Raw genomic sequence first — 21,299 nt, 5'->3', positions numbered from 1 at the left:
TTGCAAGACAGCAGCAATTAACGTGCGCAGATTTCTTCAGCAGAGAAGAAGTAGCTCACTTCGCGCTCGGCGGAAGCCGCGGAGTCGGAACCGTGTACTGCGTTGGCATCGATGCTGTCTGCAAAGTCTGCACGGATGGTGCCAGCGTCCGCTTCTTTCGGGTTGGTAGCGCCCATCAGGTCGCGGTTAGCCAGAATGGCGTTTTCGCCTTCCAGAACCTGCACAACAACCGGACCGGAAGTCATGAACTCAACCAGATCCTTGAAGAACGGACGCTCTTTGTGCTCAGCGTAAAAGCCTTCCGCTTTTTCCTGAGACAGCTGAACCATTTTCATCGCAACGATGCTCAGGCCGGCTTTCTCGAAACGGCTCTCGATTTCACCGATTACATTCTTGGCAACGGCGTCCGGCTTGATGATGGACAGGGTACGTTCCTGGGCCATGGTTTTCTCCATTTCTAGGTTTTGCAAAAATTTGTCTTAAGACAGATACGAAAAGAGCAACTTCCGTTGCTCTTCCCTGAATTCTCTCAACGCGCGAACTGTCGATTAATTAACCAGTGCAGGTCGCGGAGCGCGGATTATACGCGTAGTCGAGTGAAGTTTGTACTGTAGATGAGACTATTCGTTCTCTTCGATCCATGCGGCCTGAATGGCCTCCAGGATCTTCTCGCCGCAGCGGTCGGGATCGTCGTCAAAGTCCGCCAGATCCATCACCCACTGGCGCAGATCAACAAAGTTGACCCGCAGCGGGTCCACATCCGGATGAGCGTCACAGAGTTCGATGGCAATATCGTGAATATCCGTCCACTTCATGGTTACATCCTCTTGTTCTCGGGCCGGCAAACCGGTTAGTGGCGCTCGGACACCTGGTTGATCGTGTACTTGGGAATCTCGACCACCAGGTCTTCCTCATCGACGACCGCCTGACAGGACAGACGTGACTCGGGCTCCAGTCCCCACGCCTTATCCAGCAGGTCTTCTTCCAGCTCGTCCGGCTCACCAAGGGAATCGAACCCCTCGCGCACGATCACGTGGCAGGTGGTACAGGCACAGGATTTCTCACACGCGTGCTCGATCTCCACGCCGTGCTGAAGTGCGGCATCGCAAACCGTGACACCGGGCTCCACTTCGATGACCTTGCCCTCTGGACACAATTCTTCGTGGGGCAGGAAAACAATCTTCGGCATACTCTTTTCTCTCAGTCGGCGACCGCCCCTCAGGGGGTGTCGAATTCATCCAGGCTGTGGCCCTGCATGGCGCGCTTGATGGATTTATCCATACGACGCGCGGCAAAGGGCTCGGACAAAGTGTTCAGCTCGTCGATGCGGCTGCGGATCTCTTCCGGTGTACCGCCGTTGTGGGCCAGGCGCAGTGCTTCCATGGCCCGCTCCAGCTCTCCCAGCTCCTGCTCGCTCAGCAGTTCCGCACCATTTTCCTGCAGCGCCACCAGCATGGCCTCCAGGGTGCGCTCTGCTTCCACCTGAGCCTCGCGCAAAGCGCGTGCGGCAATGTCCTCTTCCGCGTTGGCATAGGAATCCTGCAGCATACGGGTGATATCGGAATCCCCGAGACCGTAGGACGGTTTGACGGTAATTTCTGCCTGCACACCGCTGCTTTTTTCCAGCGCGGTAACCGACAGCAATCCGTCAGCATCCACCTGGAAGGTCACACGAATATGGGCGGCACCGGCCACCATGGGCGGAATACCGCGCAGCTCGAAACGCGCCAGGGATCGGCAGTCCTGCACCAGTTCGCGCTCTCCCTGCACCACGTGAATGGCCATGGCCGTTTGGCCGTCCTTGAACGTGGTGAACTCCTGGGCCTTGGCCACAGGAATGGTGGTATTGCGATGAATCAGCTTCTCGGTCAGGCCACCCATGGTCTCAATACCCAGGGACAGCGGGATGACATCCAGCAACAACAGGTCTTCACGGGACTTGTTGCCTACCAGCACGTCCGCCTGCAGGGCCGCGCCGATGGCGACTACCTGGTCCGGGTCGATATCCGCATGGGGCTCGCGACCGAAGAACGCCTGCACCTTTTCGCGCACCCGCAGGGTTCTGGTGGAACCGCCCACCAGCACCACTTCGGCAACCTCTTCCGCGTTCAGATCGGCGTCACGCAGAGCCCGCTTGCAGGCGCGCAGGGTTTTGGCGATCAACGGATCCAGCAGCTCGGCAAGCTTTTCCCGGCTCAGCTCGCCGGACCAATCGCCGTAACTGACCGGCACCAGGGATTCACCGGCCAGCGCTTCTTTTGCCGCGCAGGCAGCATCCAATAAGTTACGCTGGGTTGCGGCATCGTGGTCGGTGCCCAGCCCAGCCTCCTGGGCAATCCACTCGGCGATCGCGCGGTCGAAATCATCACCACCGAGGGCGCTGTCACCGCCGGTAGACAGCACCTCAAACACACCCTTGGACAGGCGCAGAATGGAAATATCAAAAGTGCCACCACCGAGGTCGTACACGGCAATGGTCTTGTCCGCCACATCACCACCCTCATCCGGCTGGTCCAGCCCGTAGGCCACAGCTGCGGCAGTGGGCTCGTTCAGCAGGCGCAAAACCTTCAGGCCCGCCAGCTTGGCGGCGTCCTTGGTGGCCTGGCGCTGAGCCTCGTCAAAATACGCAGGCACGGTGATTACCGCCCCGTCCAGCGGGCCGCCAAGCGAATCAGCGCCGCGCTGCGCCAGCACTTTCAGGATTTCCGCGGAAACCTGCACCGGATTTACCGTGCCGGCGACCGTTTCAATTACCGGCATGCCGCCGCTGCCTTCTGCAGACGGGTCAGCAAAGTGGTACGGCAGCTGATCACCAAAATTTTTGATATCCGCGAGGCCGCGCCCCATAAACCGCTTGATCGAAATCAGGGTGTTGTAGGGGTCTTCACCGGCGGCAGCGCGCGCACCGTACCCCACTTCCACACCGGCTTCGGTATAGCGCACAGCGGACGGCAGGATCACCCGGCCGTCTTCAGCGGGCAGCGATTCTGCAGCGCCGCTGCGCACGGTTGCCACCAGGGAATTGGTGGTACCGAGATCGATACCTACTGCACGCTTGCGCTGGTGAGGTTCTGGGGTCTGGCCGGGTTCGGAAATCTGCAGTAATGCCATAGTGCTAACAATTAATTCGGTTCAGTCCAGTAAATCTTCTTCGAGCTCTTCAATCTGCCGCTGCAGCTTGGCGAGAAACTGGAGTTTGAGTAACGCGCTTTTTGCCTCATCCAGGACGCTGCCCTGCAGGGCAGTAGAGAAGGCCGTTTCTTGCGCCTTGAATAGCTGGCCCGCCTCACTGCCGAGGTCCTCCAGCTCCGCTTCGGGATCGGCAGCGCTGCGCACGTCTTCCAGGCGCTCACGCAGGATCATCTGCTGCATCAGGAACTCACCGTCGGCAGTCGTCTGCTCGGGATTAATTTCCACCCCGGCCAGTTGCAACAGGTAAGCGGCGCGGGCCACCGGATCCTTGAGCGTATTGTTCGCCTCATTGATCTGCGCAGCGTATTGCATGGACAGCATCTGCTCGCGCTCGGACTTTGCCGCAAACCGGTCCGGATGGAACTCCTGCTGCAGCTCGCGATACCGCCTGGCCAACGCCTGTCGATCTACGGCGTAACCGACGGGCAGACCAAAAATTTCAAAGTGATTTTGTTGCAGTTCCATAGTGGTCCAATAACAAAAAGGCCGGCATGCACCAGGCATCCGGCCGTCTGCTGCCCGAAAGCCCCGGTGTTAAACGTGGAAGCTCTCGCCGCAACCGCACTCGTTTTTTACATTGGGGTTCTTGAACGCAAACCCCTCGTTCAGGCCTTCTTTCACGAAGTCCAACTCGGTACCGTCGAGGTAAGCGAGGCTTTTCGGGTCTACGACCAGCTTTACGCCACCCGCTTCAAACACCTCATCTTCCGCCTCGGCGTGATCGACAAATTCCAGTACGTAGGCCATACCGGAGCAGCCGGCGGTCCTTACGCCGACACGAATACCGATCCCCTTACCGCGACTGGCCAATTGCTTGGCAACGTGGGCCTGGGCCGATTCGGTCATGGTAATTGCCATGTCGATTGCTACTCCTTACCGATCTTCACTTCTTGGCGGCATTCGCAGTTGCTGAGCGGCTCGCTCAGCCCGCTGCTTCTTCGGTTTTCTCACCGCGCTTTTCGCGGATGTTCTTCACCGCCGCCTTGATCGCGTCTTCCGCGAGCACAGAGCAGTGAATTTTCACCGGCGGCAACGCCAGCTCTTCGGCGATCTCGGTGTTCTTGATCTGCGCCGCTTCATCCAGGCTCTTGCCTTTGACCCATTCGGTCAGCAGGGAGCTGGAGGCGATGGCAGAACCGCAGCCGTAGGTTTTGAACTTGGCGTCTTCGATGATGCCGCTGTCGTTCACCTGAATCTGCAGACGCATTACGTCACCACAAGCGGGAGCGCCGACCATGCCGGTACCCACATTTTCCGCTTTGTCGTCGAGGCGACCAACATTGCGGGGATGTTCATAGTGGTCAATTACTTTATCGCTATAGGCCATGACAATACCCTCTCAAAATTCTCGATTTCTGCGCAGTCGCTTTAGTGTGCCGCCCATTCGATGGTGCTGAGATCAACACCATCCTTGTACATATCCCACAGGGGCGACAGTTCGCGCAGTTTTTCCACTGCCTGCCTTACTTCTTTGGCAGCCGTATCCACGTCCTGTTCCGTGGTGAAACGACCAAAACTGAAGCGCAGGGAACTGTGGGCCAACTCGTCGTTCACACCCAGTGCGCGCAGTACATAGCTGGGCTCCAGGCTGGCAGAGGTACACGCGGATCCGGAAGAGATGGCCAGGTCTTTCAGGGACATGATCAGGCTCTCACCCTCAACGAAGGCGAAACTCACATTGAGGTTACCGGGCACACGCTGCTCTACAGAACCGTTGATGTGCACTTCTTCCATATCGCTGATCTGGCCCCAGAAGCGATCGCGCAGAGCCAGCAGGCGCTTGGCCTCTGCTGCCATTTCTTCTTTGGCGATTCGGAAAGCTTCACCCATACCGACGATCTGGTGAGTAGGCAGGGTACCGGAACGCATACCGCGCTCGTGACCGCCACCGTGCATCTGGGCTTCGATACGTACGCGCGGCTTGCGGCGCACATACAGCGCGCCGATACCTTTGGGGCCGTATACCTTGTGGGCGGAGAAGGACATCAGGTCCACTTTCATTTCCGCCAGATCGATATCGATCTTGCCGGCGCTCTGGGCAGCGTCCACATGGAAAATAATCTTGCGCTCGCGGCACAGATCACCGATGGCGGCGATGTCATTGACCACGCCAATTTCATTGTTCACGTGCATCAGGCTGACGAGGATAGTGTCGTCGCGCAGCGCCTCTGCCACCTGCTCCGGGTAGACGATGCCGTCTTCCTTGGGATTCAGATAGGTGACTTCAAAGCCTTCGCGCTCCAGCTGACGGCAGGTGTCGAGCACCGCTTTGTGCTCGATCTTGGAGGTAATAATGTGCTTGCCGCGCCCCTGGTAGAAGTGGGCTGCGCCCTTGATGGCCAGGTTGTCGGACTCGGTAGCACCGCTGGTCCAGACAATCTCGCGGGGGTCGGCGTTAACCAGTTCCGCCACCTGGCGGCGGGCATCTTCCACCGCTTCTTCCGCTTTCCAGCCAAACAGGTGGGAGCGGGAAGCCGGGTTACCGAAGTTACCCTCCATGGTCATCTGCTCCGCCATTTTACTGGCGACACGCGGGTCTACCGGGCAGGTTGCCGAATAATCCAGATAAATGGGAAGCTTCATAATCTTTGGTCTCCACTCGCCGATTTCATATCGGCGCCATACTGCTTTCGCGGGTTGCGCTGAAATTTCCGTTGGCCAGGCCGCTTGCCTGACCGGGCGGCCGGCACCTTACTGCAAGCCGCCGACAATCGCCACTTTCTGTTCTATCACCTGATCCAGGGGATCCCCCACCGCACGTCCATCCTGGCGACGCGCTACTTCCTGCACTTCCGCACGCGCGACCATATCGGCCAGGCTGATGCCGTTCAGGAAGCCGTGAATCTGACGGCTGAGGTCTGTCCACAGATAGTGCGTCAGGCACTGCTCACCGGCGGAGCAGTCGCTGTTACCACCACAACTGGTGGCATCTACGGATTCGTTGACTGCATCGATGATTTCCGCCACGCATATCTCAGAGGTTGTACGCGCCAAGCGGTAACCACCGCCGGGACCGCGCACACTGGACACCAGTCCGGATTGGCGCAGACGGGAAAACAGCTGCTCTAGATAGGACAGGGAGATATCCTGACGCTTCGAAATATCCGCCAGGCTGATCGGGCCGCGTTCGGCGTGTAATGCCAGATCCAGCATAGCTGTGACCGCATACCGCCCTTTGGTTGTCAAACGCATACTCTCTCCTGGCTCTTTCCTGGAAAGTCCCCCACCCGTCGCTCCGGTTTGCGGGCTCTTTAGCCCGAACCAGCACTGCTGAATCGGGGCGCGAGTATGGAATAACCGACTACTTCAGTCAAGTATATAGCCGAGTATAACACTCGGGTATTTGGCGCCGGGTTAGACCCTTTGGTTATCTCCCGCTATACACCGGCTATATCGCGCCACCGGCATAGCGGCACCGGTCAGTCAGGGCGACCCTTGCCACCAGAGCGGTGGATATGATTCTGGATAGCGGTCAGCATCCCACGCAGGATTCCCAGCTCCATATCGTCCGGACGCACCCGACTGAACAGTCTGCGCAAGCGGGTCATGGTCTGGCGGGGATTGTCGGGGTCGATAAAACCGAGCTCTCCGAGGGCCAGCTGCAGGTGGTCGTAGTAGAGCTCCATATCTCCCGCCTTGGCCGGTGGGCGATCCCAGTCCGAGTAGCTCAGCGCCTCCCCTCTTTCCGCCTCCAGCGCTGCCATGCGCGCCTCATACACCAGCACCTGCACCGCGGTCGCAAGATTCAGCGAGCTATATTCCGGATTGGCGGGAATATGCACATGGAAGTTACATGCCTGCAGTTCTTCATTGGTCAGACCGCGGTCCTCGCGGCCGAATACCAGCGCCACCGGGTGCGACTTTGCTTCCACCACCGCGCGCTCACCACATTCCCGCGGTGTCAGCAGCGGCCAGGGAATACGTCGCTCGCGAGCACTGGTCGCGACCACCAGGCCACAATCCGCCACCGCCTCCTCAAGGGTTTCCACAACCACCGCGCTGTCGAGCAGCTCGGCGGCGCCGGCGGCGCGCCACACTGCATTCGCGGCCGGGAATTCCCGCGGTTGCACCAGGTATAACTGGCTCAGCCCCATATTCTTGAGGGCGCGCGCTGCACCACCGATGTTGCCCGGGTGGGCACTGTTCACCAGCACCACGCGGATATTGTCCAGCGCGGCCAGCGCGCTCGGGGATGCCGATTTGGATGCGGTTTCGGAAGGAGAAGTCGCCATATGATTTACCCGGTCGGAGTGACTACAAGGAGTGGCTACACTAGGGCCTGTTACAAAACGGGCGCGGAGTGTAGCAAAATTGCACAGGAATCCATACAATCGCGCCGCCGGCTCGCCCGGCACTGCTTTTTACCAACCACAACTGATCGCGGAATTCCTATGGAACCCATGCTGAATATTGCCCTGCGCGCGGCGCGCAAGGCTGGTGAACTGATCGAGCGCGCCTGGGAGCGCGGCGACCTGATGAAGTTTGAAGAAAAAGGCCGCAACGATTTCGTGACGGAAGTGGATAAGGCCAGCGAACAGGAGATCATCTATCACCTGCGCAAAGCCTACCCCAAGCACAGCATTCTCGCCGAGGAAAGCGGCATTCAGGAAGGCGCCGAGCCCGAATACGAGTGGATCATTGACCCGCTGGACGGCACCACCAACTTTATCCACGGCATGCCCCACTTCGCGATCTCCATCGCCTGTCGCTACCGTGGCCAGATCGAACACGCCGTGGTCCTCGACCCCATCAAACGCGAAGAGTTTACTGCCAGCCGCGGCCGCGGTGCGGCACTGAATGGACGCCGAATCCGCGTATCCAGCCGCCAGGGCCTGAAAGGCGCCCTGATCGGCACCGGTATCCCGTTCAACGGTGAGCCACTGGAAAATATCGACGCCTACCTGGCGGTGATGAAAGAAGTCGCCGGACAGACCGCGGGTATCCGCCGCCCGGGTGCCGCTGCACTCGACCTGGCCTATGTGGCCGCGGGCCGCTTTGACGGATTCTGGGAAATGTACCTGAACACCTGGGATATCGCCGCGGGCTCCCTGCTGGTCAAAGAAGCCGGCGGCCTGATCAGCGACTTCCGCGGTGGTAACGAATACCTGGAGTCCGGCAACCTGGTGTGTGCGACCCCCAAGACGTTCAAGCCGCTACTGCAGATTGTGGGCAAGCACCTGGGCAAGATTCGCCAGTAATCCTGCCCTCCAGCCCGCTCCCCTTGGCGGGCCAAAACTGAACCGGCGCAGTGCGCCGGTTCAGGACTCCAGCTCAGTGCCAACAACCTCCACGATTTCTTCCTCGATCTCGTTGCCATCCGACTTTACTGGCGGTTGCGACAAAGTTTTCTCTGCGTTTTCACGCCCAGACGCCGCATTCGCGAGAACTTCGTCTAACGGCAAGGGGTGACCAATGTGATACCCCTGCAACAGGTCCACACCGATATTCCGCAATCGCTCTGCGGTCGCCGCATCCTCGACGAATTCCGCAATGGTACGGGCATTGAGGCGGTGGGCTACCTGATTGATGGACTCCACGATCATCAGGTCCACAAAATTCGATTCGACCTGCCGCACAAAGCTGCCATCGATCTTGATGTAATCGATCGAAAAGGCTTTGAGATAGTTGAATGAGCTAAGACCGTTACCAAAATCATCCAGTGCGACCTTACAGCCCATTTCCCGTAGTGCGGCGACAAACTGGCTGGCGCTTTCCATTTCATTGATCATCGCAGTTTCGGTAATTTCGATCCCCAAACGACGGGCAGGCAACGCCGACTCCGCCAGTAGCGAGATCAGCTTCTGCTGGAAAGCACCGTCGCCGATTGCCTCAGCAGAGAGATTCATGGCGAAGCTCAGACCACTTTGCATGGCTGCCCGCACTCGATTGTGCAGGAACTCGTGCATTACCCAATGGTCTATCTGCAGCATCAAGCCGTAGCGCTCAGCGGCGGGAATAAATGCTCCGGGCGCAATCAGTGTGCCGTCCGCATCCACCATCCGCACCAGCAACTCATAGTGACTGATAACTGATGGCGAGATCGCGCTGGCAATAGGCTGAGCGTAGAGTTGCAGGCGGTTTTCATCCAACGCCTCGCGAATACGCGAAGCCATATGGATTTCCCGATGCTGGTCGGCGGCGGCGCTACTATCAGCCTCGTAAACCACCACCACACCGCGCCCGGCATGCTTGGCGGAATAACAGGCCACGTCCGCCTGACTCATCAGGTCTGCCACGTGATTGTTGTCGCGGCGCACCTCGGTCACCCCCACGCTGGCCCCTACATCAAACACGCGCCCTGCCCAGGGGAAACGCAACGCGATTATTTTCCGCACCAACTGCTCACAGCGCACGCGCGCCTGCTCTTTGTTGCAGTCTCGCAACAGGATGCCAAATTCATCACCGCCGAGGCGCGCCACACTGTCGCTTTCCCGCAACTGCCCCTTGAGGAAGCGGGCCACATTCCGCAATAGCGCATCACCGGCCTGGTGCCCGGCACTGTCATTGATCACCTTGAAACGATCCAGATCCATGTAGGCAAGCACATGGACGGTTTCGTTGTTGCGTACCGAAGCTACCGCGTCCAGCAGATCGCGCTTGAAAGCCTCGCGATTGGGCAGGTGGGTCAGGTCATCGTGGTGGGCTTTGTAACGCAGCTGACGAATCAGCTGCCGGGTCTCGGTTACATCCTGGAACACCAGCACCGCGCCGAGCAGCTGACCACTGCCGGTGCGCAGCGGAGAAGCGGAACACTTGATGTCATAGCTGCGCCCCGTGCGATTGTGCAGAACCGTCCCCTCCGAAGAAAACACCGGAGTCATGCTCTTCAGGCTCTCGGTAATCGGGCAGGACACCGGTACACCTTCCCGGGCATTGGATATCTGGATCACCGAACCTACATTGTGCCCCTGGACTTCCGCCAGGCTCCAGCCAGTCAATTGTTCGGCCACAGGATTCATAAAGGTAATACGCTGCCGACTATCGGTGGCAATAACCGCGTCGGCAATCGCATTGAGGGTAACCTGAAGGTGCTCCTTCTCTTCCTCGAGAAAACGGGCCATCTGCTTGTTATCGGTGATATCCCGCAAAATGCCAATCAGTCGCAACGGCCTGCCGTCTTCACCGGATTCCATCACCCGCGCGAGTTCGTGGATCCAGCGAGTATCGCCAGAGTCAGTGCGCACCCGATACTGGCAATCAATATCCCGCGCCTCGCCATTGAAATGGGCAAGTTGCGCCCGCAACAAAAGTTCGCGATCGTCAATGTGCACCCGCGCCAGCCAATCCTGACGACTGGCAAGCTCCGCAGAGTCGATACCCACCCCACTGTGCAGCCACTCTGAATAGAACGTCTTGCCACTTACCAGATCCCAGTCGTATACCACCTGCCCGGTCACCGTCAGGGAAAACTTCCAGCGCTCTTCGGCCTTGGCGAGCTGTACTTCACTGCGCTTTCGCCAGTCGATGTCTTCTACCTGTACAACCGCATAAAGCGGTTCATTCTTGGCCCCTCTCGCCAGGCTACAGGACCAGTGACCCCATACTTGCGCACCGTTTTTACGCAAGAAACGCCACTCGGCATCCTGAACATACCCCAGTTCAAAATCGAACAGCAGACGGTCCCGCCCCAGGTGATGGGGTTCTGAATATGCATCACCACCATCGACGCAGATAACCTCGCGGATATTCAGCCCACGCAACTCAACGTCGGAATAGCCGATAAAGCGGCAAAAACTGGGGTTTGTCTGGATAATCCGATTATCCAGTGAAACCAGCAACATCCCGATACGCGATGACTCCATCGCAGTCCGGAAACTGCTCTCCACCTCGACGATCCGCTGACTGCGCTTGCGTTCGACACTGGAGGCCACGGCCATTACATAAGCGGGCACCACCCCCGCATACAGGGGCATGAAATCCAGCGGGCTGAGGATCAAATGCAGCTCTTCGGGTAACCAGTGACTGCCATTGATAAATACCACCAGCAATGCGAGTACCGCGGTAAAAATCAGCAGCAGGGTCTGCGCCAGCTCAAGCCTCGACGCTGCCCAGATTAGCGGCAGGGCAATAAATACAAACGGATAGGGGAAAACCTGAAGCACCAGAAAAATACTGGCCAGCGACAGCAACAACACCGACACCAAGCGCATCAGTGGACGGAAAGAAAATATCCGCACTGCACTGTCAACATTGAGCAGGTGCAGAAATGGCAGGAATACACTGATACCGATGGTATCGGCCAAGTACCAGAACAGAAAAACATCGCCAAATGGCAGATCGCGAAACAGTGCAGCGACACTCGCCCCCACACCGGCCCCCACTAGGGTCGACAGGAAAGCGCCAAAGAAAAGGAACCTCAACCAGCGCCAGGTGCTACCAAAAAAATCTCCATCTGCGCAGAAAAAACGCAACAGCCCTGCAGCGACAAGAGCTTCCGCGGTACCGGCCACCGAGTACATCATTGCGACATGCAGAGGCAGGCCACTGGATAAAGATGCGCCGGCCGCCCCTATATAGGCCCCGGCAAGCAGTAGCGGCCAGGATTTGAACGGATATCGGTAGAGGACCGCGATTGTCAGTGCATCCGCCAACCAGATAGCAGCGATGCCTCCATTGACGGAAAGAAATTTTTTACACAGAAACGCCAGGCAAAACGTACCGATCACAAGCAATAGCGCAGCGGGCACAGGACTGGCCTGTGCACGACCTCGCATACTTGCGGCCTCGGGCGTCTTACTGCCGCTGGAGAAATGAGAGAACATCAACCATAACGTCCTTTTGGTTGCATTTATTCTTTGCCACCGTCGATGGCAGCTATTGTTATATCCCTGTCAGTTTATTCCGATGCAGCACCATCGCGCACAGCAATGTCACCAACCACCGATTTCAGGCTCAGGCAATCGCGCAACCCCTCGGCGAGGGTGGGCAGGTCATAGGTCGTGGGCAGGCACACGTGGGCGAATTCACAGCGCCGGTCCACAATCGCCATTAACGGGATATGTGCCGTGACCTTATCTCCACACAGGATTTCAGAAAAATCCCGCCGCGACACACCGGGTAACTCTGCGTCAAACACGATGATATCCGGCGCACCGGTACGTGCAGTGAAAATACCTTTCATGGCATCGTCGACGACCTGCACTTCAACCTGTTGCACTGCTGCCAACACCGCTTTCAGGCGGTTCGCAGACGCTGTCCTGCTCGTCACGTACAACAATTTGCAAGGCGGTAGTGAGCGGGTGTAATCGGGACGCGCAGCCATTTGTAGCACCTCGTCCGGGGCATCATGCATCATGAACTCCACCCAGAATACCGAGCCCTGTCCCTCTTCACTATCAAAACCGATCCTGCCGCCCATGGCTTCGGTCAGCTGCTTGGCAATTGCGAGCCCCACACCGGTTCCCTCGATCTTCCCCTGCTCGGCTCCCAGACGATTAAACGGCTCAAACACTCTGGACTGTTTACCGCTGGCGATGCCGCTACCGGTATCCAGAACACTCAGACGCAGCCAGCCCTCGGCTTGCGGCGCAAAGGTGATAACTACCCGCCCATTTTCACGGTTGTACTTGATCGCATTGCCCATCAGGTTGAGCACCACCTGCTTGAAACGGGTGGGATCGGCGAGAATGTGGGCGCGTTCCCAACCAAGGGGCTCAAAGGTGAGGCTTACCTTGCGGGTTTCCGCGAGGGGTTCGAGCAACTGGCGACAGTCCGCCACCAGAGTGGCCGGCTGTACCCGCTCGATCGACGGCGCCAGCCGATGACTATCGATACGCGCCAGGTCCAGCACATCGCCGGCCAGGTGCAACAGATGTTGCCCGGCCTTGCGGATCTCGGCCAGGCGTCGGCGCTGATCCGGGTTGAGACTCTGATCCAATTCCACCATCTGGCTATAGCCAAGAATGGCATTGAGCGGGGTACGCAGTTCGTGACTCAGGCTGGAGATCAAGTCGGTTCGATCGACACTCTCCCGCTTCAAGCGCCGCAATTCCTGTTCCAGCTTTAGCTGCTTTTTCTTGCTCGCGGTAATATCCTGCAGCGTGCCCAGCACCCGCACCGGTTCGCCGCCACTGCTGCGCTGAACATTGCCCCGGCAACGCACCCAAACGATACCGCCCTCCCGATGCTTCAGTCGGAACTCCACATCCAGCGGTAACTGCTCGCGAACATTGTCCTCCAAGGCCTGTTTCACATCGGGATAGTCGTCGGCGACCATATGGGTCTTCCAGCGCGCAAGCGCTGCGCGCGCACCGGAATCACTCTGTCCGCGGGAATATCCGAGCATGCGCCAGCACGTGCTGTCGAGCACCACTTCGTCGGCACGCAAATCCCACTCCCACAGACCGTCACCTACCATATCCAGCGCGTGATGGATGCGCTCCCCGGAAAAGTAGGAAAAGGACTTGGCAGAGAAAGATTCGCTGTAATCGGTACATCCACCCAGGAAAAATCGCTCGCCGCCGGGCGCGGTAAGTGCGCGCGCCCACAAACGCAACCACAGGGGTTGCCCGTCGCGGGCGTAGGCGCGGATGGTCGTGTCCACAAAGGTACCCTGCTCACACAGACGGGAACGCAGAGCGATCAGACCATCGCGATCGTCAGTGTGCACCAGAGAAAGATCACCGCTCCACACTCCACACAGCGCAGATTCCGGATCCCGGTGCAGTCGCTGCCACAGGCTACCGGTTGCACGCTGGACCCCCGTAGCAGGGTGCCATTCCCAGACTCCGCGATTGGTGCTCAATAGAAGGCTGTGCAGGTACTGCACCTGAGTCAGCGCCTGCGTCGGCTGCATGCCCTCTAGCTCGCCTGGAGTAGCGAGATTAAGGCCGCCTTCTTTAATTTTGGGGGGATGAGAATTCGACACCATCTTGCCGTCAGGACCGCAGGCCATTACGGGCCTTTGACCTCTAGTTTTCCAGAGTAATCTACGGCTAGTGAATCACTTATCGGCGGATAAAAAAAGGCCCCGCAATGCGGGGCCCAAAATAGCGATGATGAGAGAAAACGGGAAATCACGCATTATTACGATTTGCCATAACCCGTGATGGATTCCCGGAGCGCAGGCCAATCGGCCTACACAATAGATATAGCAATCACTGTGCCAACTTTTTAAAAACGCCCCTAGAAACGCATTCACAGGTCAATTCGAACAAAATTCGAACAACACCTTCCCACCTTGGCGAAAGAGGCTGTGCTATACAAGGGTAGATTGCCGAAAAATGACAGCGCTTGACCCAACAATGAACGCAAAAAACCTCTTTCGCACCATAACGGTGCGGCAGACCATTCAATCGGTGATAAACTGACTATTCGTCCTCAAAATGCTTATTGTGGTCCTCTCCGGCACGTGTTCGACAGGTCCATCTGCGGTAGCATCTGTCCCATGGCCCGAACCCGGCTTACACCGCGGCCACACTGCCCATAATGGGCGGAATTATCCGAAGACTCTGACAAGGTTGTATATATGAACGCTGCTCCCGAAGCCCCCCGCATCTGGCTGACGACGATTCTGTTCGCCAGTACGGCGCTGGCGGCACTAATCCTAGTTCCGCTGTACGGCGTACTGGTGGGTTACCACTGGTACCAGTGGCTGGCATTTGCGGTACTGGGCGCTTTCTGTGGCTTCTCCATCACTGCCGGTTACCACCGCCTGTGGTCACACCGCACTTACGAGGCCCACTGGTCCCTGCGCCTGTTTTTTGCGCTGTTTGGCGCAGCCTCGCTGCAGAATAGTGCACTGATCTGGTGTTCCGGTCACCGCCGTCACCACCGCCACTGTGACGATAACGATCACGACCCCTATTCCGCCAAGCGCGGCTTCTGGTTTTCGCACATCGGCTGGATGCTGCGAGAATACCCCAGCGGCGAGGTGGACTTCGACAACGCCAAGGACCTGCAGCGGGACAAGATCGTCATGTGGCAGCACAACCACTATGTGCCGATCACCGTGGCAATGAATGTAGGCGTCCCCCTGGTGCTGGGCCTGCTTACCGGCGATGTTATCGGCATGCTGCTGCTCGCAGGCGTACTGCGTATCGTGGTCAACCACCACACTACCTTCTTCATCAACTCCCTCGCCCACATCTGGGGCCGCCGCCCGTATACCGACGAGAACACCGCGCGGGACAATGACCTGCTGGCATTTTTCACCTTTGGTGAGGGCTACCACAACTACCACCATATTTTTCAGACCGATTACCGCAACGGCATCCGTTGGTACCAGTGGGATCCCACCAAGTGGCTGATCAAAACCGCGAGCTGGCTGGGACTGGCCCGAAACCTGAAAACCGTTCCGGCTATGCGTATCCAGCGCGCCATGCTGACCATGCAATTCAAGCGCGCAGAACAGCAGCTCGAGCACTCAAAACACAAAGAGAGCTGGAAGCAATTGCTCGAGCGGGAAGCCCAGGACTTTTCTGCCGCGCTTTCCGAATGGAAAGAACTCCAGCAGAAGCGCTATGTCAATGCCCGCGAACAGCTGGTGAGCAAATGGGAAAACGCCACCATCCGTACCCGGGTAAAGGAACTGGAATACAGCCTCAAGATGCAGCGCAAGCGCCTGCAGATCATGATGGAGCAATTCCACCTGGCGCCGGCTACGGCCTGACCAAAGTTCTATTCAAGGCGGCCCCGAGAGGCCGCCTTTTTTATGTCCGGCGATTGGCGACGGCCACTAGATATAGCAGGAGAGGACTTGAACGCCCACGGATATGCACTATAACCATAAGAGAAACATGCCCTTTCCCCCACCAACGGCCCCACAGAGAAAACTATAATTACACTAACCACCGAGAAGGCGCAGAGATGAAGACGTTCAAACAGGCCCACGAAGTTCTCAAAAACGCCCAGAAATTCCACCTGGATATGGCCGGCGTGTATCAGCAACTGCTGGATGGCGCCCAGGACAATCGCACTCAATTGCTACTGAAGCACCTGCATGAGCACGAGCTGCGTATGGCCAACAATCTCAAGAACTACGGTGCCGTCGCCCAGCAGAAAGTCATGCAGACCTGGTTGCAGTACACCCCGGAAGAAAGTGCCGGTGACCTGGTCAAAAACCAGTACCTGAGCGACAAACCCAGTATTGAAGAGATTAACCAGCTGGGGCAGGAGGTGGATCGCTACTTTTCCGACTTGTATCACTCGGTCCACGACTCGATCGAGTCTGCGGAGGTAAAGGAGGTATTCGAGAACCTCAAGCAAATCCAGGACAAGGAGCGCATCACCCTTTCCATGGCCACCAACTCGCTGTGGGACATGTAACCCACGCACCTCTCGTTTCTCCCCCGCCAACTGTCCGAAAAACGCACTGTGCCGCACTGCGGCACCGGTGGCTATGTATGCCGTTGAATGTGACAAAGCCCGCGTATCACCGTGAAGTTGGCGCAGAAACCACCGAATTCTAGAAATTTCAGAGGCTCCGGTGTTGCTTCCCCCCACCCCCATTGCTATTTTTGACAGCGATGTCATTTCGTGGCGCCGAAGTACTAGCGTCGAATTCCTATAAAAATAATCTGCCGCAAGGTGAACATTTTATGATCAGCAACAAGCTCCGCTTCGGTCTTGTGACCGCAGCAATGCTATCTGCAGGCCACGGCTATGCCGCCGTAGACTGTACCTCCCTGCCCACATGGGAGATGGGCCCCTCCTACTCCACCGGTGCCCAGGTCCAGTACAACAACAATGCCTACGAGGCAAAGTGGTGGACCCAAAACCAGAATCCCGAACAATATTCCGGCCAGTACCAGGAGTGGAAACTGCTGGGCGCTTGCGATGATGGCGAAGTGCTCCCGCTGCCACCTGAGGGCTCAATCACTGCCCCCACCGCAGGTAGCACTGCAATCGAAAATGACAGCGTTGTCTTAAGTGTTTCCGCCTCGGATCCTGACGGCCAGGTGACCTCGGTGGAATTTTTCGTCGATGGATCCCTTGTCGGTACCGACAATGCAGCGCCGTGGGAAGTGACCTGGACCGCCATTGCCGGCCAGCCCACTATCACTGCACGCATTGTGGACAACGACAACCTCTCCACCACCACCGCACCGGTATCCATTACGGTGGAGGAAGATGTCATCGTTGGTCCGGTCCCCCCCAGCGTGACATTGACTGCCCCTGCTAACGGATCCAGCCACACTACCGGTGACAGCCTGACCATTGCCGCAAACGCTTCCGACAGTGATGGCAGCATCGCCAAGGTAGAATTTTTTGTCGATGGCAGCCTGATCGCCACCGATACCAGTGCGCCCTACAGCACCCAATGGACCGCAGTCCTGGGCAGCCACACCATTTCAGCAGTAGCCACCGACAACGATGACCTGAGCGACAGCGCCGAAGCCACCATCGCCGTAGAAGACGAGCAGATAGTTACTGGCGATTACCCCTGTCGCCCGGATGGCCTCTACACTACCCCGGGTACCGCCCCCAATTACTGTGATATCTATGACGCGGAAGGCCGAGAGGATATGGGCGCAGACCATCCGCGCCGCATCATTGGCTACTTCACCAGCTGGCGAAATGGCGCCAACGGCCAACCAAGCTACCTGGTAAAAGACATTCCCTGGGGCAAGATTACCCATATCAACTATGCCTTCGCCCACGTGGCTAGCGATTACTCCGTATCTGTCGGCAATACCGACAACCCGGACAACCCCGCCACCGGTATGGAATGGCCCGGTATTGCCGGCGCAGAAACCGATCCGGACTACCCCTACAAGGGCCACTTCAACCAGCTGTCCAAGTTCAAGGAACAGCACCCGGAAGTGAAAACCCTGGTCTCCGTGGGTGGTTGGGCCGAGACTGGCGGTCATTTCAATGAGAACGGCGACCGCGTTAACGACGGTGGCTTCTACACCATGACCACCAATGCGGACGGCAGTATCAATCACCAGGGGATCGAAGCCTTCGCCAATTCCTCCGTTGAATTCATTCGCCAGTACGGTTTCGACGGTGTGGATATCGATTACGAATACCCCACCTCCATGAATGACGCCGGCAACCCCATGGATTTCGGTATCGCCAACCCGCTGCGCGGCTCGCTGATGGATTCCTACGTGGAACTGATGCGGGTACTGCGGGAAAAACTGGATGAAGCGGGTGAGCAGGACGGCACGCACTACATGCTGACCATTGCCTCCCCCTCCTCCGGCTATCTGCTGCGCGGCATGGAAACCATGCAGATCACCCAGTACCTGGACTACGTCAACATCATGACTTACGACCTGCACGGGGCGTGGAATGAATACGTTGGCCACAACTCGGCGCTGTTCGACAACGGCAACGACCCGGAACTGGCTGCTGCGAGCGTGTACAGCACTTCCCAGTACGGCGGAATCGGCTACCTCAATATCGACTGGGCGGTGAAGTACTTCCGCGGCTCCATGCCCGCTGGCCGTATCAACGTGGGCATTCCCTACTACACACGCGGCTGGCAGGGCGTTAGCGGTGGCACCAACGGCCTCGGTGGCTCGGCATCGCTGCCGTCACAGTCCGAGTGTCCCGAAGGCACCGGCGCTGCCGCAGACTGCGGTAACGGGGCGATCGGTATCGACAACATGTGGCACGACAAGGACAGCAACGGCAACGAAATGGGTGCCGGGTCCAACCCCATGTGGCACGCCATGAACCTGGAGAACGGCATTCTCGGCAGCTATGTGACCGATTACGGCCTGGACCCGGCCAACGATCCGGATGATGCACTGACCGGCACCTATGTGCGCAACTACGACAGTGTCTCCGAGGCCCCGTGGCTGTGGAACGCGAACAAGAGCGTGTTCATCTCCACCGAAGACGCCGAGTCCATGGATGCCAAGGTGCAGTACGTGATTGACCAGGGTGTGGGCGGCATCATGTTCTGGGAACTGGCCGGCGACTACAGCTGGGATGCAGCCAAGGGCGAGTACTACATGGGTGACACCCTCACCACCGTCGCCTATGACAAGTTCGCCAATGCTTCCAAGTATCGCCATCTGCGCACCGATCGCGCGGTACCGGAAGAAGCGCTGGATATCGGTATCGAAGTCACCGAGTTCAAACTCGGCGACCAGAACTACCCGCTGAATCCGAAGCTGTACATCACCAACAATACCGGTGGCACCCTGCCCGGCGGTACCGTGTTCGAGTTCGATATGCCGACCGCCACTTCCAACATCATCACCGACCAGAGCGGTGCCGGTCTGGAAGTCATCGAGGATGGCGCAAACGCCGGCGGCGGCAACGTGGGCGGCCTGGAAAATGAATTCCACCGTGTGCGTTTCAGCCTCCCGGGCTGGCAGGACCTGGCGGATGGTGAGACCTGGGATATGACCCTGAATTACTACCTCCCGGTTTCAGGCCCGCAGGCTTACACCGCCACTGTCAACGGCACTACCTATGCACTGGCATTCGAATATCCGGATCTTCCAGTCGCCGAGCTGAGCACTGGTGGCGGCAGTTCCTCTTCAGGTGGCAGCTCCTCCGGCGGCGGTAGCGAAACCTGTGCCGATGCAGGTGTCAGCACCAGCGGCCTGGTGACTTACCCGGAATGGCCGCGCAGCAACCACGCTGCCGGCGGTGATCGGATCATCCACGACGGCAGCGTGTTCGAAGCCAAATGGTGGACCCAGTCTGTACCGGGCACCGCTGATGGCAGCTGGGCATTTGTCTGCTCGATTTAAGATTATCTGGGAAGGATTTCAACGGCCGGCAACGCAGTGCCGGCCAATCTCACAGGATGGAAGTTAGTAGAAAGATAAGTGGTAAATACGGTTCTCTCTCTGCGTTGTGACTAATAGGAAACTCCTGTACAGGAAATGCTCCTATATTCGCCCCGGCTCCGGCCGGGGCTTTTTTCGTTTGTGGACGCCGTGATTTCATCGCGACAGATGCCCTATCATGGTGCTCACGGAAAGATTGGTTTCTTTTTTTAATTGATTAGCAGTAACAATCATGGCCAACAAAAAACAAAGACTCGCTTCGGTAGACGCCCTGCGCGGCTTCGACATGTTCTGGATCATCGGTGGTGAGGCCCTGTTCCTTCCGCTCTTCGCTCTTACCGGCTGGTCCATATTTCATTTCGGACACGGGCAGATGCAACACACCCAGTGGCACGGGTTCAGCTTCTATGACCTGATCTTCCCGCTGTTCATTTTCCTCTCCGGCGTAACCCTGGGGTTGGCCAACAAGTCCCTGCGTGGATTACCACTGAGCCAACGGACTCCGGTTTATCGCAAGTCGGTGAAGCGCCTGTTCTTGCTGATACTGCTGGGTGTTGTATACAACCATGGTTGGGGCACGGGGATTCCGGCAGATTTCAGCGAAATCCGCTATGCCAGTGTACTGGCGCGCATTGGTTTCGCCTGGTTCTTCGCCGCAATGATTGTGTGGCACTTTGGTTTGCGCACTCAGTACACCATTGCCGCAGCTATTCTGCTTGGCTACTGCCTGTTGCAGGTCACCGCCGGTAGCTTGACGCCAGATGGGTCTATCAACGCCTGGGTGGATCAGCACTTTCTGCCAGGTATTACCTACCAGAACCGCGCCTATGATCCGGAGGGTGTCCTCTCCACCATCCCGGCTATCGTCAATGCGCTGTTTGGTGTTTTCGCCGGGCGCTGGCTGTCGCGACACGCGGGTAACCACGGAGCTATTCTGAAAGGTCTTTTCAGCGGTGCGGCGATCTGCTTGCTGGCAGGTTTTTTATGGCACTGGGTTTACCCGGTGAACAAGGAGCTGTGGACCAGTTCCTTTGTTTTGATCACTTCTGGTTGCTGTCTGTTACTGCTGGGTATTTTCTATCTGGTGGTCGATATGTGGCACTGGAAAACGTTCACTTATTTTTTCGCGGTAATCGGCTGCAATGCCATTCTGGTGTATATCGGTACCAGTCTGGTGAACTGGCAATACAGCAGTAAAAGCCTGTTTGGGGGGATTGCTGATGCCCTACCCGAAGCGGCGGGCACTTTACTGATTGCCTGCGGTGTGATTTTACTGCAGTGGCTGGTGCTGAGATTTCTGTACAAGCGTGGAATTTTTATCAGTCCTTGATCACGCTTTGTGGCACCAATTAGAAGGTGCGGTGGCGGCAGAGCACCGGGTGCGGGCTTGCAGGAGCGTCGCAAACAGGATGT

Annotated in this window: 17 protein-coding genes; 5 read left to right on the top strand and 12 right to left on the bottom strand. The window is 57.7% G+C overall.

Annotated elements, in window-relative coordinates:
• Positions 1 to 17 precede the first annotated feature (17 nt).
• The 10 genes from ndk to trmJ all read right to left on the bottom strand — a co-directional run bounded on the left by ndk (position 18) and on the right by trmJ (position 7,424).
• On the bottom strand, positions 18 to 443 hold the full coding sequence (gene ndk, locus B4U49_RS08800; protein ID WP_078084223.1) for a nucleoside-diphosphate kinase: 426 nt from the start codon (positions 441 to 443) through the stop codon (positions 18 to 20).
• Positions 444 to 620: 177 nt separating this feature from the next.
• Positions 621 to 815, bottom strand: a complete 195-nt coding sequence (iscX, locus tag B4U49_RS08795; RefSeq protein ID WP_078084209.1) for a Fe-S cluster assembly protein IscX — start codon at positions 813 to 815, stop codon at positions 621 to 623.
• 35 nt (positions 816 to 850) lie between these two features.
• Complete coding sequence (gene fdx / locus B4U49_RS08790; protein ID WP_078084208.1) at positions 851 to 1,189, bottom strand: ISC system 2Fe-2S type ferredoxin; 339 nt, start codon at positions 1,187 to 1,189, stop codon at positions 851 to 853.
• A gap of 29 nt (positions 1,190 to 1,218) precedes the next feature.
• Positions 1,219 to 3,111, bottom strand: a complete 1,893-nt coding sequence (hscA, locus tag B4U49_RS08785; protein WP_078084207.1) for a Fe-S protein assembly chaperone HscA — start codon at positions 3,109 to 3,111, stop codon at positions 1,219 to 1,221.
• 21 nt (positions 3,112 to 3,132) lie between these two features.
• On the bottom strand, positions 3,133 to 3,657 hold the full coding sequence (hscB, locus tag B4U49_RS08780; protein ID WP_239692535.1) for a Fe-S protein assembly co-chaperone HscB: 525 nt from the start codon (positions 3,655 to 3,657) through the stop codon (positions 3,133 to 3,135).
• A 69-nt stretch (positions 3,658 to 3,726) separates the two neighbouring features.
• Positions 3,727 to 4,050, bottom strand: coding sequence for an iron-sulfur cluster assembly protein IscA (iscA, locus tag B4U49_RS08775; RefSeq protein ID WP_078084206.1), 324 nt, complete (start codon positions 4,048 to 4,050; stop codon positions 3,727 to 3,729).
• A 64-nt stretch (positions 4,051 to 4,114) separates the two neighbouring features.
• Positions 4,115 to 4,519: a Fe-S cluster assembly scaffold IscU gene (gene iscU / locus B4U49_RS08770; RefSeq protein ID WP_078084205.1), complete on the bottom strand. Its 405-nt coding sequence runs from the start codon at positions 4,517 to 4,519 to the stop codon at positions 4,115 to 4,117.
• 41 nt (positions 4,520 to 4,560) lie between these two features.
• Positions 4,561 to 5,775 (bottom strand): IscS subfamily cysteine desulfurase, encoded by a 1,215-nt coding sequence (locus B4U49_RS08765; RefSeq protein WP_078084204.1) that lies wholly within the window; start codon positions 5,773 to 5,775, stop codon positions 4,561 to 4,563.
• Between the two features lie 108 nt (positions 5,776 to 5,883).
• Positions 5,884 to 6,384 (bottom strand): Fe-S cluster assembly transcriptional regulator IscR, encoded by a 501-nt coding sequence (gene iscR, locus B4U49_RS08760; RefSeq protein WP_078084203.1) that lies wholly within the window; start codon positions 6,382 to 6,384, stop codon positions 5,884 to 5,886.
• Positions 6,385 to 6,611: 227 nt separating this feature from the next.
• On the bottom strand, positions 6,612 to 7,424 hold the full coding sequence (gene trmJ / locus B4U49_RS08755; RefSeq protein WP_239692534.1) for a tRNA (cytosine(32)/uridine(32)-2'-O)-methyltransferase TrmJ: 813 nt from the start codon (positions 7,422 to 7,424) through the stop codon (positions 6,612 to 6,614).
• Positions 7,425 to 7,583: 159 nt separating this feature from the next.
• Here trmJ and B4U49_RS08750 point away from each other — a divergent pair, with 159 nt between their 5' ends.
• Positions 7,584 to 8,390 (top strand): inositol monophosphatase family protein, encoded by an 807-nt coding sequence (locus tag B4U49_RS08750; RefSeq protein ID WP_078084202.1) that lies wholly within the window; start codon positions 7,584 to 7,586, stop codon positions 8,388 to 8,390.
• A gap of 60 nt (positions 8,391 to 8,450) precedes the next feature.
• Here the strand turns inward: B4U49_RS08750 and B4U49_RS08745 are convergent, their stop codons facing one another.
• Positions 8,451 to 11,906 (bottom strand): EAL domain-containing protein, encoded by a 3,456-nt coding sequence (locus tag B4U49_RS08745; protein ID WP_158078584.1) that lies wholly within the window; start codon positions 11,904 to 11,906, stop codon positions 8,451 to 8,453.
• A gap of 122 nt (positions 11,907 to 12,028) precedes the next feature.
• Positions 12,029 to 13,987 (bottom strand): hybrid sensor histidine kinase/response regulator, encoded by a 1,959-nt coding sequence (locus B4U49_RS08740; protein ID WP_239692533.1) that lies wholly within the window; start codon positions 13,985 to 13,987, stop codon positions 12,029 to 12,031.
• Between the two features lie 672 nt (positions 13,988 to 14,659).
• Between B4U49_RS08740 and B4U49_RS08735 the strand changes: the two genes are divergently transcribed.
• The 4 genes from B4U49_RS08735 to nagX all read left to right on the top strand — a co-directional run bounded on the left by B4U49_RS08735 (position 14,660) and on the right by nagX (position 21,216).
• Positions 14,660 to 15,802 (top strand): acyl-CoA desaturase, encoded by a 1,143-nt coding sequence (locus B4U49_RS08735; protein ID WP_078084200.1) that lies wholly within the window; start codon positions 14,660 to 14,662, stop codon positions 15,800 to 15,802.
• 197 nt (positions 15,803 to 15,999) lie between these two features.
• Complete coding sequence (locus B4U49_RS08730; protein WP_078084199.1) at positions 16,000 to 16,458, top strand: hypothetical protein; 459 nt, start codon at positions 16,000 to 16,002, stop codon at positions 16,456 to 16,458.
• 272 nt (positions 16,459 to 16,730) lie between these two features.
• Complete coding sequence (locus B4U49_RS08725) at positions 16,731 to 19,847, top strand: glycosyl hydrolase family 18 protein (protein WP_078084198.1); 3,117 nt, start codon at positions 16,731 to 16,733, stop codon at positions 19,845 to 19,847.
• A gap of 271 nt (positions 19,848 to 20,118) precedes the next feature.
• Positions 20,119 to 21,216 (top strand): transmembrane glucosamine N-acetyltransferase NagX, encoded by a 1,098-nt coding sequence (nagX, locus tag B4U49_RS08720; RefSeq protein WP_078084197.1) that lies wholly within the window; start codon positions 20,119 to 20,121, stop codon positions 21,214 to 21,216.
• Positions 21,217 to 21,299: the final 83 nt, after the last annotated feature.

The organism is Microbulbifer mangrovi, assembly GCF_002009015.1.
Taxonomy (GTDB): domain Bacteria; phylum Pseudomonadota; class Gammaproteobacteria; order Pseudomonadales; family Cellvibrionaceae; genus Microbulbifer; species Microbulbifer mangrovi.
This window is presented reverse-complemented; position numbering and strand designations above follow the sequence as displayed.